Source organism: Pseudomonas arsenicoxydans (assembly GCF_900103875.1).
GTDB classification, from domain to species: domain Bacteria; phylum Pseudomonadota; class Gammaproteobacteria; order Pseudomonadales; family Pseudomonadaceae; genus Aquipseudomonas; species Aquipseudomonas arsenicoxydans.
On the sequence record NZ_LT629705.1, the window covers coordinates 916,449 to 931,576 of the forward strand.

General features: G+C 62.0%; 1 protein-coding gene. It reads left to right on the forward strand.

Annotated elements, in window-relative coordinates; translation table 11 throughout:
- Positions 1-7: 7 nt before the first annotated feature.
- The gene (locus BLQ41_RS04090) at positions 8-15,037 is read left to right on the forward strand and encodes a LapA family giant adhesin (protein WP_090177228.1); all 15,030 of its coding nucleotides are present in this window, start codon (positions 8-10) and stop codon (positions 15,035-15,037) included.
- Positions 15,038-15,128: the final 91 nt, after the last annotated feature.

Sequence of the window (15,128 nt, forward strand, 5' to 3'; positions counted from 1 at the left end):
GTCTTCAATGAGCAGTGTTGTTGCCATCGTCAAAAGCATTGTCGGTCAGGTTTTCGCGGTGTCCCCAGAAGGCGTTCGTCGCGTACTCGTTGAAGGCGACCGGTTGTTTGTCGGCGATCAGGTAGACACTGGCGCGGCTGGCGCCGTGACGCTCGAGCTGGCTGACGGCCGGACCCTGGACCTGGGACGCGACACTCAGTGGAGCGCCAGCAGCCCTGATTCCAGCACTGACCTGGCACAAGCCACAGCGCAAGCCGCACCCTCCGTTGAAGAATTGCAGCAAGCCATCGCGGCAGGCGCCGACCCGACCACAGACCTCGAAGCCACAGCAGCGGGCCCAGCGGCTGCCGGCACGGGTGGTGCAGCCGGTGGCGGCCACAGCTTTGTGATGCTGGATGCAACCGCTGGCCGGGTGGACCCGACCATTGGTTTCCCGACCGCGGGCCTCAACGCTGCGGCACAAGTGGCACAGAACACCATTGGCGGGCAAACGGCCAACGCCAACGCGCCGCGCGAGTCGACCCTGAGTCTAAGCGCCACGCCGACCATCACCGAGGCCGGCGGCGTACTTGTCTACACCGCGACCCTGAGCCAAGCGCCGCTGACTGACCTGACCGTCACCCTGTCCAATGGCTCGGTGATCGTGATCCAAGCCGGCCAGTTGACCGGCACCGTCAACGTCCCGCTCGCTCCGAACGACACTGTTTATAACGACGCCACCCAAATCGACGTGACTGTCACCGGCACCACGGGCGGTAATGGCATCGTTGTGACTCCACCGACGACTCCGGCCGTAACTCAGGTTACCGACACCGTCGATACCACCACGGTCACCTTGAGCGCAGGCGCCAGCGTCACCGAAGGCGGCCAGATCACTTACACCGCGACGTTGACCAACCCGGCGCAGACGCCGGTAACGGTCACCCTCTCCAACGGTTCGACCATTACCATCGAAGCCGGCAAAACCACCGGTTCTGTGAACGTCGACACCCCGGCCAATGACGTTTATCAAAACGGCAGCACGGTCAGCACCACGATCACGGGCGCTACCGGTGGCAACTTCGAGAACCTGGTGCCGAGCACTACGCCGGCGGTCACCACCATCACCGACTCACGGGATGACACGGGCCTGAGCCTGTCGGCGTCCACCGAAGTGGCCGAAGGTGGTCAAATTCTGTACACCGCGACACTGACCAACCCGGCTGGCACGCCAGTCACCGTGACGTTGAGCAACGGCGCGGTGATCACCATCGCGGCCGGCGCCACCAGCGGTTCCGTGAGCGTCCCGGCACCGGCTGATGACGTCTATAAAGATGCCGGCAAGGTTGAAGTCAGCATCAAGGATGCCAGCGGCGGTAACTTTGAAAACCTGGTGCCGAGTACGGTTCCAGCTGTGACCGACGTCACCGACACCATCAATACCTCGACCGTCAGCCTGACGGCCAATGGCACTGTGGTTGAAGGCGGCACCGTGGTGTACACCGCCTCCGTCACTGCGCCGGTGACTGGTTCGCCGGTGGTTGTGACCCTGTCCAACGGACAGACCATCACCATTCCGGTTGGATCGAGCAGTGGCAGCGTCAACTTCACCGCGCCTAACGATGCTTTGGCCGGTGGCGGCTCGCTGAGCGTCAAAATCGACGACGCCAAGGGCGGCAATTACGAGAAGCTGGATGTTGACGGCAAGTCGGCCAATACCTCCGTCACCGACACCCAAGACACCACCACCGTCAGCCTGAGCGCGACCGATTCCGTCGCCGAAGGTGGTTCGATTGTTTACACCGCGAGCCTGACCAACGCCGCCGGCACGCCAGTGACCGTGACGCTGAGCAACGGCGCGGTGATCAATATCGCCGCTGGCGAGACGACGGGCTCCGTGACTGTCAAAGCCCCGGCCGATGACGTCTACAAAGACGCCGGTAAGGTTGAAGCGACCATCAAGGATGCCACCGGCGGCAACTTCGAGAACCTGGTGCCGAGCACTGTTCCAGCTGTAACCGACGTCACCGACACCATCAACACTTCAACGGTCAGCCTGACCGCGACATCCTTGGTCGCCGAAGGCGGCACCGTGGTGTACACCGCGTCCGTCACCGCGCCAGTCACCGATTCGCCAGTCGTCGTGACCTTGTCCAACGGCCAAACCATCACCATCCCGGTCGGCGCCAGCAGTGGCAGCGTGAACTTCGTTGCACCAAACGATGCCCTCGCTGGTGGCGGCTCGCTGAGCGTCAAGATTGATGATGCCAAGGGCGGCAATTACGAGAAGCTTGATGTTGACGGCAAGTCGGCCAATACCTCCGTCACCGACACCCAAGACACGACCACCGTCAGCCTGAGCGCGACCGATTCCGTGGCCGAAGGTGGTTCGATTGTTTACACCGCGAGCCTGACCAACGCCGCCGGCACACCGGTGACCGTAACGCTGAGCAACGGTGCGGTGATCAATATCGCCGCTGGCGAGACGACGGGCTCCGTGACCGTCAAGGCTCCGGCCGATGACGTTTACAAAGACGCCGGTAAAGTCGAAGCGACCATCAAAGACGCCAGCGGCGGCAATTTCGAAAACCTGGTGCCGAGCACGGTTCCAGCTGTAACCGACGTCACCGACACCATCAACACTTCAACGGTCAGCCTGACGGCAACATCCTCGGTCGCCGAAGGCGGAACCGTGGTGTACACCGCGTCCGTTACTGCGCCGGTCACCGATTCGCCGGTGGTGGTGACCCTGTCCAACGGCCAGACCATCACCATCCCGGTCGGCGCCAGCAGCGCCAGCGTGAACTTCACCGCGCCGAACGATGCTTTGGCCGGTGGCGGCTCGCTGAGCGTCAAAATCGACGACGCCAAGGGCGGCAATTACGAGAAGCTGGATGTCGACGGCAAGGCTGCCAATACCTCCGTCACCGACACCCAAGACACGACCACCGTCAGCCTGAGCGCGACCGATTCCGTGGCCGAAGGTGGTTCGATTGTTTACACCGCGAGCCTGACCAACGCCGCCGGCACACCAGTGACCGTGACGCTGAGCAACGGCGCGGTGATCAACATCGCCGCTGGCGAGACGACGGGCTCCGTGACCGTCAAAGCGCCAGCCGATGACGTCTATAAAGACGCCGGCAAGGTCGAAGCAACCATCAAAGATGCCACGGGTGGCAACTTTGAAAACCTGGTCACCAGCCCGACAGCGGCCGTGACCGATGTCACCGACACGATCAACACCTCAACGGTCAGCCTGACCGCGACATCCTCGGTCGCCGAAGGCGGCACCGTGGTGTACACCGCGTCCGTCACCGCGCCAGTGACCGATTCGCCAGTCGTCGTGACCTTGTCCAACGGCCAGACCATCACCATTCCGGTCGGCGCCAGCAGTGGCAGCGTGAACTTCGTTGCACCAAACGATGCCCTCGCTGGTGGCGGCTCGCTGAGCGTCAAGATTGATGATGCGAAGGGCGGTAATTACGAGAAGCTGGACGTCGACGGCAAGTCGGCCAATACCTCCGTCACCGACACCCAAGACACCACCACCGTCAGCCTGAGCGCGACCGATTCCGTCGCCGAAGGTGGTTCGATTGTTTACACCGCGAGCCTGACCAACGCCGCCGGCACGCCAGTGACCGTGACGCTGAGCAACGGCGCGGTGATCAACATCGCCGCCGGCGCAACGACGGGCTCCGTGACCGTCAAAGCGCCAGCCGATGACGTTTACAAAGACGCCGGCAAAGTCGAAGCGACCATCAAGGACGCCACCGGCGGCAACTTTGAAAACCTGGTAAAAGACCCGGCTGCCGCTGTAACTAGCGTCACCGACACCCTCGACACCTCGACTGTCACCCTGACCGCCACCAGCAGCGTGGCCGAGGGCGGCACGGTGGTTTATACCGCCTCGGTGGGCGCTCCCGTTACAGGTTCGCCGGTCATCGTGACCCTGGCCAACGGTCAGACCATCACCATCGACATTGGTAAAAGCAGCGGCACGGTCAATGCCGTTGTCTCCAACGACGTGCTCAGCGGACATGCACCACTGACGAACTCGATCACCAACGTCAGCGGCGGCAACTACGAAAATCTGGTCGCCGACAAAACACCCGTCAGCACCAGCGTGACCGACACCGTCGACACCACTACCGTATCGCTGACCGCCACCGGCAACGTCAACGAGGGCGGCTCGATCGTCTACACCGCAACCCTCAGCAACCCGGCCGGCACACCTGTCACCGTCACCTTGAGCAACGGCGCAACCATCACCATCGACGCTGGTAAAACCACCGGCACGGTCAAAGTCGATGCGCCGAAGGACGACGTCTACAAGGACGCTGGCAAAGTCGAAGTAACCATCAAAGACACGTCCGGCGGCAACTTCGAAAACCTGGTGAAGAATCCGGCGCCGGCCGTGACCGATGTGGCCGACACCAAGGACACCACACACCTGACCCTCAGCGCCGATAAATCGGTACTCGAAGGCTCGCACATCACCTACATCGCGACCCTGACCAACGCTGCGCAGACACCGGTAACCGTGAAGCTGAGCAATGGCGAGACCATTACCATTGCCGCCGGCCAGACCAGTGGTTCAGTGACCATCGCGGCACCGGGCGACGATGTTTACAAGGACGCCGGCAAGCTCACCGTGAAGATCGCCGACGCCAGCGGTGGCAACTTCGAAAATCTCGACGTCAGCAAGACGTCAGTGACCACTACCGTCAAGGACACCATCGACACCACGTCCCTGTCCCTGTCGGCCAGCAACACCGTCAGCGAAGGTGGCCAGATCACCTACACCGCGACACTGAGCAACCCGACGGACACGGCCATGACCGTGAAGCTTAGCAACGGCGCGGTAATCAACATCGCCGCCGGCGCCTCCAGCGGTTCGGTCAACTTCGCCGCCCCGGCGAATACTCCATACGTGGATGGCGGCAAAGTCCAGGCAACGATTACCAGCCAGAGCGGCGGCAACTTCGAGAAAGTCGTCACCGACCATTCGCCGGCGGTCACCACCGTCACCGATTCTGCCGACACCACCGGCCTGAGCCTGAGCGCAACCGGTTCGGTCGCCGAGGGCGGTTCGATCGTCTATACCGCGACCCTGACCAACGCCGCCGGCAGCGCCATGACCGTGACGTTGAACAACGGCGCGGTGATCAATATTGCCAAAGGCGCCACCAGCGGTTCAGTGAACTACGCAGCGCCAGCCGATGACGTCTACAAAGATGCCGGTAAAGTCGAAGCCAGCATCACCAAAACCACCGGTGGCAACTTCGAGAACCTGGTGGCCGACAAGACGCCAGCCGTCACCGAAGTAACCGATACGATCAACAACAGCACCGTATCCCTGACCGCCACGGCCAGCACCGTCGAAGGCGGCGTGGTGGTTTACACCGCATCGGTCAACGCGCCCGTCACCGGCTCGCCGGTGGTCGTGACCTTGTCCAACGGCCAAACCATCACCATCCCGGTCGGTGCCAGCAGCGGCCATGTGAACTTCACCGCACCAAATGACGCCCTGGCTGGCGGCGGCTCCTTGAGCGTGAAGATCGACGGCACCACTGGCGGCAACTACGAAAACCTGGTGGCGAATCAAACCCCGGCGGTCACTTCCGTGGCCGATGTGAAAGACACCACCACGGTCAGTCTGAGCGCGACCGATTCCGTGGCCGAAGGCGGTTCCATCGTCTACACCGCGAACCTGACCAATGCGGCCGGCACACCAGTGACCGTGACGCTGAGCAACGGCGCGGTAATCAACATCGCCGCTGGCGCCACGACAGGCTCCGTGACCGTCAAGGCTCCGGCCGATGACGTCTACAAAGACGCCGGCAAGGTCGAAGCGACCATCAAGGATGCCACGGGCGGCAACTTTGAAAACCTGGTGACCAGCACGGCGGCGGCAGTCACTGACGTCACCGATACGATCAATACCTCGACCGTTAGTCTGACCGCCAACGGTACTGTGGCTGAAGGCGGCACCGTGGTGTACACCGCCTCCGTCACCGCACCGGTCACCGGTTCGCCAGTCGTTGTGACCCTGTCCAACGGACAGACCATCACCATTCCGGTCGGCGCCAGCAGTGGCAGCGTGAACTTCGTTGCACCAAACGATGCTTTGGCCGGTGGCGGCTCGCTGAGCGTCAAAATCGACGACGCCAAGGGCGGTAATTACGAGAAGCTGGATGTCGACGGCAAGTCGGCCAATACATCCGTCACCGACACCCAAGACACCACCACGGTCAGCCTGAGCGCGACCGATTCCGTCGCAGAAGGCGGTTCGATTGTTTACACAGCGAACCTGACCAACGCGGCCGGCACGCCAGTGACCGTGACCCTGAGCAACGGTGCGGTGATCAATATCGCCGCCGGCGCAACGACGGGCTCCGTCACCGTCAAAGCGTCAGCCGATGACGTCTACAAAGACGCCGGCAAGGTCGAAGCGACCATCAAAGACGCCACCGGCGGCAACTTTGAAAACCTGGTGCCGAGCACGGTTCCAGCTGTAACCGACGTCACCGACACCATCAACACCTCGACCGTCAGCCTGACGGCAACCCCTGCGACCGCCGAAGGCGGCAACGTGCTGTACACCGCCTCCGTCACCGCGCCGGTGACTGGCAAAGACGTAATCGTCACGTTGGCCAATGGCGAAAAAATCACTATTGCGGTCGGTGAAAGCGCTGCGTCGATCACCGTCAAAGCACCGAACGATGTCTTGGTCGGCCACGAGCCGTTGACCAACGCCATCAAGGAAGTAACCGGCGGCAACTACGAAAACCTGGTCGCCGACAAAACCCCGGTCAGCACCACCGTGACTGACACTACCGACACCACGACCGTCAGCCTGAGCGCGACCGATTCCGTGGCTGAAGGCGGTTCAATTGTCTACACCGCGAACCTGACCAATGCAGCCGGCACGCCAGTGACCGTGACGCTGAGCAACGGCGCGGTGATCAACATCGCCGCCGGCGCAACGACGGGCTCCGTGACCGTCAAAGCCCCAGTCGATGACGTCTACAAAGACGCTGGTAAAGTCGAAACGACCATCAAGGATGCCTCTGGCGGCAACTTTGAAAACCTGGTGAAAGACCCGGCTGCCGCAGTGACCAACGTCACCGACACCCTCGACACCTCGACCGTCAAACTCACTGCCACCGGCAGTGCGGCCGAAGGCGGCGTCGTCACTTACACCGCCACCGTCGGTGCACCTGTCACCGGTTCGCCTGTGACCGTGTCCTTGGCCAACGGCCAGACCATCACCATCGACATCGGCAAAACCACGGGCTTCGTCACCACCCTGGCACCGAACGATGCGCTGATCGGTCATGCACCACTGACCAACTCGATCACCAACGTCAGCGGCGGCAACTACGAGAACCTGGTCGCCGACAAAACCCCGGTCAGCACCACCGTGACCGACACGACCGACACCACCACCGTCAGCCTGAGCGCGACCGATTCCGTGGCTGAAGGCGGTTCAATCGTCTACACCGCGAACTTGACCAATGCGGCCGGCACGCCAGTGACCGTGACGCTGAGCAACGGCGCGGTGATCAACATCGCCGCTGGCGCCACGACGGGCTCCGTGACCGTCAAGGCTCCAGCCGATGATGTCTATAAAGACGCCGGCAAGGTCGAAACGACCATCAAGGAAGCGAGCGGCGGCAATTTCGAAAACCTGGTGAAAGACCCGGCTGCTGCCGTGACCAACGTCACCGACACCCTCGACACCTCGACCGTCAAACTCACCGCCACCGGCAGTGCGGCCGAAGGCGGCGTCGTCACTTACACCGCCACCGTCGGTGCACCTGTCACCGGTTCGCCTGTGACCGTTTCCTTGGCCAACGGCCAGACCATCACCATCGACATCGGCAAAACCACAGGCTTCACCACCACCCTGGCGCCGAACGATGCGTTGACCGGGCACGCACCACTGACCAACTCGATCACCAACGTCAGCGGCGGCAACTACGAAAACCTGGTCGCCGACAAAACCCCGGTCAGCACCACCGTGACCGACACGACCGACACCACCACCGTCAGCCTGAGCGCGACCGATTCCGTGGCCGAAGGCGGTTCAATCGTCTACACCGCGAACCTGACCAATGCGGCCGGCACACCGGTCACCGTCACCCTGAGCAATGGCGCAGTAATCAACATCGCCGCCGGCGCGACGACGGGCTCCGTGACCGTCAAAGCCCCAGCCGATGACGTCTACAAAGACGCCGGTAAAGTCGAAACGACCATCAAGGAAGCGAGCGGCGGCAATTTCGAAAACCTGGTCAAAGACCCGGCCGCAGCAGTGACCAACGTCACCGACACCCTCGACACCTCGACCGTCAAACTCACTGCCACCGGCAGTGCGGCCGAAGGCGGCGTCGTCACTTACACCGCCACCGTCGGTGCACCTGTCACCGGTTCGCCTGTGACCGTGTCCTTGGCCAACGGCCAGACCATCACCATCGACGTCGGCAAAACCACGGGCTTCGTCACCACGCTGGCACCGAACGATGCGCTGATCGGTCATGCACCGCTGACCAACTCGATCACCAACGTCAGTGGCGGTAACTACGAAAATCTGGTCGCCGACAAATCTCCGGTCAGCACCACCGTGACCGATACCACCGACACCACCAACCTGTCGCTGAGCGCCAGCAACTCAGTGGCCGAAGGCGGCTCCATCGTCTACACCGCGACCCTGACCAACGCGGCCGGCACACCGGTGACCGTGACGTTGAGCAACGGCGCGGTGATCAACATCGCCGCTGGCGCCACGACGGGCTCCGTGACCGTCAAGGCTCCAGCCGATGATGTCTATAAAGACGCCGGCAAGGTCGAAACGACCATCAAGGAAGCGAGCGGCGGCAATTTCGAAAACCTGGTGAAAGACCCGGCTGCTGCCGTGACCAACGTCACCGACACCCTCGACACCTCGACCGTCAAACTCACCGCCACCGGCAGTGCGGCCGAAGGCGGCGTCGTCACTTACACCGCCACCGTCGGTGCACCTGTCACCGGTTCGCCTGTGACCGTTTCCTTGGCCAACGGCCAGACCATCACCATCGACATCGGCAAAACCACAGGCTTCACCACCACCCTGGCGCCGAACGATGCGTTGACCGGGCACGCACCACTGACCAACTCGATCACCAACGTCAGCGGCGGCAACTACGAAAACCTGGTCGCCGACAAAACCCCGGTCAGCACCACCGTGACCGACACGACCGACACCACCACCGTCAGCCTGAGCGCGACCGATTCCGTGGCCGAAGGCGGTTCAATCGTCTACACCGCGAACCTGACCAATGCGGCCGGCACACCGGTCACCGTCACCCTGAGCAATGGCGCAGTAATCAACATCGCCGCCGGCGCGACGACGGGCTCCGTGACCGTCAAAGCCCCAGCCGATGACGTCTACAAAGACGCCGGTAAAGTCGAAACGACCATCAAGGAAGCGAGCGGCGGCAATTTCGAAAACCTGGTCAAAGACCCGGCCGCAGCAGTGACCAACGTCACCGACACCCTCGACACCTCGACCGTCAAACTCACTGCCACCGGCAGTGCGGCCGAAGGCGGCGTCGTCACTTACACCGCCACCGTCGGTGCACCTGTCACCGGTTCGCCTGTGACCGTGTCCTTGGCCAACGGCCAGACCATCACCATCGACGTCGGCAAAACCACGGGCTTCGTCACCACGCTGGCACCGAACGATGCGCTGATCGGTCATGCACCGCTGACCAACTCGATCACCAACGTCAGTGGCGGTAACTACGAAAATCTGGTCGCCGACAAATCTCCGGTCAGCACCACCGTGACCGATACCACCGACACCACCAACCTGTCGCTGAGCGCCAGCAACTCAGTGGCCGAAGGCGGCTCCATCGTCTACACCGCGACCCTGACCAACGCGGCCGGCACACCGGTGACCGTGACGTTGAGCAACGGCGCGGTGATCAACATCGCCGCTGGCGCCACGACGGGCTCCGTGACCGTCAAGGCTCCAGCCGATGATGTCTATAAAGACGCCGGCAAGGTCGAAACGACCATCAAGGAAGCGAGCGGCGGCAATTTCGAAAACCTGGTGAAAGACCCGGCTGCTGCCGTGACCAACGTCACCGACACCCTCGACACCTCGACCGTCAAACTCACCGCCACCGGCAGTGCGGCCGAAGGCGGCGTCGTCACTTACACCGCCACCGTCGGTGCACCTGTCACCGGTTCGCCTGTGACCGTTTCCTTGGCCAACGGCCAGACCATCACCATCGACATCGGCAAAACCACAGGCTTCACCACCACCCTGGCGCCGAACGATGCGTTGACCGGGCACGCACCACTGACCAACTCGATCACCAACGTCAGCGGCGGCAACTACGAAAACCTGGTCGCCGACAAAACCCCGGTCAGCACCACCGTGACCGACACGACCGACACCACCACCGTCAGCCTGAGCGCGACCGATTCCGTGGCCGAAGGCGGTTCAATCGTCTACACCGCGAACCTGACCAATGCGGCCGGCACACCGGTCACCGTCACCCTGAGCAATGGCGCAGTAATCAACATCGCCGCCGGCGCGACGACGGGCTCCGTGACCGTCAAAGCCCCAGCCGATGACGTCTACAAAGACGCCGGTAAAGTCGAAACGACCATCAAGGAAGCGAGCGGCGGCAATTTCGAAAACCTGGTCAAAGACCCGGCCGCAGCAGTGACCAACGTCACCGACACCCTCGACACCTCGACCGTCAAACTCACTGCCACCGGCAGTGCGGCCGAAGGCGGCGTCGTCACTTACACCGCCACCGTCGGTGCACCTGTCACCGGTTCGCCTGTGACCGTGTCCTTGGCCAACGGCCAGACCATCACCATCGACGTCGGCAAAACCACGGGCTTCGTCACCACGCTGGCACCGAACGATGCGCTGATCGGTCATGCACCGCTGACCAACTCGATCACCAACGTCAGTGGCGGTAACTACGAAAATCTGGTCGCCGACAAATCTCCGGTCAGCACCACCGTGACCGATACCACCGACACCACCAACCTGTCGCTGAGCGCCAGCAACTCAGTGGCCGAAGGCGGCTCCATCGTCTACACCGCGACCCTGACCAACGCGGCCGGCACACCGGTGACCGTGACGTTGAGCAACGGCGCCGTGATCAACATTGAGGCGGGCAAAACCACCGGCACCGTGATCGTTGATGCACCGAAAGACGATGCCTATATCGACGCTGGCAAGGTCAGCGTCACAATCGCCACGGCCACTGGCGGCAACTTCGAGAACCTGGTGAAAGACCCGGCTGCGGCAGTGACCAACGTCACCGACACGCTCGACAAGACTGAAGTCAGCATCACCGGCAGCACCTCGGTGACTGAAGGCCAGACCGCCAGCTACACCGTCAGCCTGACAAACCCGGCGCAGACCGAAGTCACCTTGAAGATTACCTACAGCGGCACCGCCGCCGACGGTTCGGACTTCACCGGTGTGTACACCGTGAAAATTCCGGCCGGCGCCAGCACGGCGAATTTCAACGTCGCGACGCTGGACGACAGGATCACTGAAAGCACCGAAAACTTCGTGGTCAAGATCGACTCGGCGACCGGAGGCAATTTCGAGAACCTGGTGATCAGCGCTACCAACGGCAGCATCAGCACTGCAATCGTCGACAACGATGCGCCGCCGGTGCTCGACCTGGACGCCAACAACTCCAGCGGTGCCACCGGTGCCAATTACAACGTGACCTTCACCGAAGGCACCACGGGCCAGGGTGTGTCGATTGGCGACACCGATCTGAAAATCACCGACCCGGACAGCACCATGCTGACCGGCGCGACCATCGTGCTGACCAACCGTCAGCCGGGCGATGCGCTGAACCTGGGCAACAGCGTCAACGGCATCACCATCAATGCCAACAGCAAAGACGGCACCGTCACGCTGACGTTGTCCGGCAACGCGACGCTGGCCGACTACATGCAACAAATCAAAAACATCAGCTTCACCAACAGCAGTGAAGACCCGAGCACCGTGCCGCGGATCATCACCGTGACGGTGACTGATGGCAGTAACTACTCCAACACTGCGACCACCACCGTCAACGTGGTGGCAGTGAACGATGCGCCGACCGCCGCACCGGTTAACGTCACCGGGACCGAAGACACCCCGCTGATCCTCAACTGGTCGACCTTTGGTGTCAGCGATGTCGACAGTCCTGCTGCCAGCCTCGGCGTGAAAATCACCGGACTGCCGGGCGAAGGCAAGTTGCAGTACCTGAACGGTTCCACCTGGACCGATGTCACGAACAACCAGACCTTGACCAAGGCGGACATCGACGCGGGTAAAGTGCGCTTCCTGCCGGATGCCAACGAATCCGGTGCAAATGGTTACGGCGGCACAGGCATGGGCAACAATCTGGCGGACTACGCGCAGATCAAGTTCCAGCCAACCGACGGTACGACACTGGGCAACACCGGCACGATCAAAATCGACATCACCCCAGTGGCCGACGCGCCATCGCTGAGCGTTGCGGACAACAGCGTCAAATCTACCGGGTTGATCAAAGAAGTCTGGACTGGCCTGTCGGGTCTCGGCACGGATGGCAGCGGCGCGTCTTCGGGAACGCTGAAAAGTGTCATTGATGGCGCGGGCACACCGAACTCCAGTGGCACGGTGACCAACGTGCAGTCCGACGGCAGCGTCGCGGCGGGCACGGCGTCGAAAACCTCCGGCCTGATCTACCTCGAAGCCGGCAAGACTTACACCTTTACCGGCACCGGTGATGACAGCCTGCTGGTGACCATCGGCGGCAAGAACGTCGCGGCCATCACGTGGGGCGCGGGCGGCAACCTGAACGGCTCGTTCACCCCGACCACCAGCGGTTACTACACGCTGGACATCTACCACCACAACCAGAGCGGCCCGGGCAGCTATGACGTCAACCTGTCGGTCAACGGTGGTGCGGCGGTCGACCTGAGCAGTGCCGGCGTGCCGCTATACACCGGCGTGGCGGATCTGGCTGCTTCCGGCGTGACTGTATCCGACCTCCACGGCACCAACGGTGAGGGTTACTACGACGGCTACAAACTCAACACCGGCGCCGAAGGCACCAGCGTTCACCTGACCGCGATCAATACGGCCCTGACTGACACTGACGGATCCGAAAGCCTGAGCGTGAAGATCAGCGGCATCCCGGCGGGCTCGGTTCTCACCGATGGCGCGGGCCACACGTTCACCGCGACTGCGACCTCAGGCGAAGCCAACGTCACCGGCTGGAACCTGGGCACCCTGACCGTGACCCCGCCGTCGTACTACAACGGCCAGTTCAACCTGACGGTGACCTCGACCTCCACCGAGGCCCTGGGCGGTTCGGCGCTGAGCACGGCGACGATCCCGGTCACCGTCTACCCGGCGGTTTACAACGCGATTACCGCCACAGCCGCCAATGACACTGTCACCGGCACTGACGGCAACGACATCATCGTCGCCGACATCGGCGGCCTGACCGTGGTGCCTGGCACCAATTACAACATCGCGTTCATGGTCGACAGTTCGGGCAGCATGAGTTCGTCGTCGATCAGCGCCGCCAAGGATTCGCTGACCTCGGTGTTCAACACGCTCAAGCAAAGCATGGGCGGCAACTCGGGCACGGTGAATATTTTCCTGGTGGACTTCGATACCCAGGTCAACAAATCGGTAGCCGTCAACCTGAACGATCCGAATGCACTGACCCTGCTCAAGTCGGTGCTGGACTCGATGTCGTCCGGCGGCGGTACCAACTACGAGGACGTGTTCAAGACCACGGCCAACTGGTTCCAGAGTGCCGACGCGGTGGCCAACACCGGGGCGAAGAACCTGACCTACTTCATCACCGACGGCCAGCCGACCTATTACCAGAGCGGCGAGCAGACCAACCCGACGCTGTACGGCAACGTGAAGCTCGATGACGTGGTGAAAACCAGCAACTACAAGCCGGGCGATACGTTCTCCACGACCATCGACAGCACGCACATTCTGAACATCAACAGTTCGGGCACCGTGACGCTGCAAACCTACAATTCGTGGTGGGGCTGGAGCTCCAGCAACCTGGGCACCGTTCACGCTCAAGGCGACGGCACCTACGAGCTGTCCACCCTGGCGGGCAGCGGCAACAGCTCCAGCTCGAACACCACCGACAATGCCAACAGCAGCTTTGCACTGCTGGGCAACCTGTCGAATGTCGAAGCCATCGGCCTGAACAAGGACGTCACCCTCTCCGACCTGAAACCGTACGACACCGACAAAACGCCGCAAACCAACATCGATCCGAAGGACTTGGCCAACTCGATCATCGGCCACACCGAAGCGACGATGCCGGGCAACGACACCGTCAGCGGTGGCGACGGCAACGACATCCTGTTCGGCGACCTGGTGAGCTTCAACGGCATTGCCGGCGAGGGTTACCAGGCGATGCAGGCATTCGTCGCGCAGCAGACCGGCGTCGACGTCAGCAAAGTCACCACCAGCAACGTGCACCAGTTCATCACCGAGCATTACACCGCGTTCGATGTGTCCGGTGCCCATGACGGCAGCGACACGCTGTTGGGCGGTGCGGGCAATGACATTCTCTTCGGCTCGGGTGGTAACGACGTGCTCGACGGCGGCAAGGGCAATGACATCCTGCTCGGTGGCTCGGGCAACGATTCGTTGATGGGTGGTCAGGGCAACGACATCCTGATTGGCGGTTCGGGTGCCGACACCTTCATCTGGAAGGCTGGCGACACCGGGAACGACGTGATCAAGGACTTCAAGGCCAGCGAAGGTGACCGTATCGACCTGCGCGATTTGCTGCAAGGCGAAAGCGGCAGCACCATCGACAACTTCTTGAAGATCACCACGGTGGATGGCGTTTCGTCGTTGCAAGTCAGTTCCGGCGGCAAGTTCAACTCAGGCGATGCGGCAGCCGCAACGCCGGATGTGACGATCAAACTGGAAGGCAACAACTGGTCCAGTGCGAATATTCACTCGCTGATTGCCGGCAGTGACCCGACCATCAAAGTCGATCACAACAACAGCTGATCCAACGAAAAACGGCCGCCCTTTTGGGGCGGCCGTCACGTTTGCGCCTATCCCCCCGGTGACGATTTCGTCGCCGCACCGCATACTCGCG

What these genes read in the sequence shown, in the direction of transcription:
- BLQ41_RS04090 (WP_090177228.1), top strand. Translation starts at nt 8, where the DNA reads ATGAGCAGTGTTGTTGCCATCGTCAAAAGCATTGTCGGTCAGGTTTTC.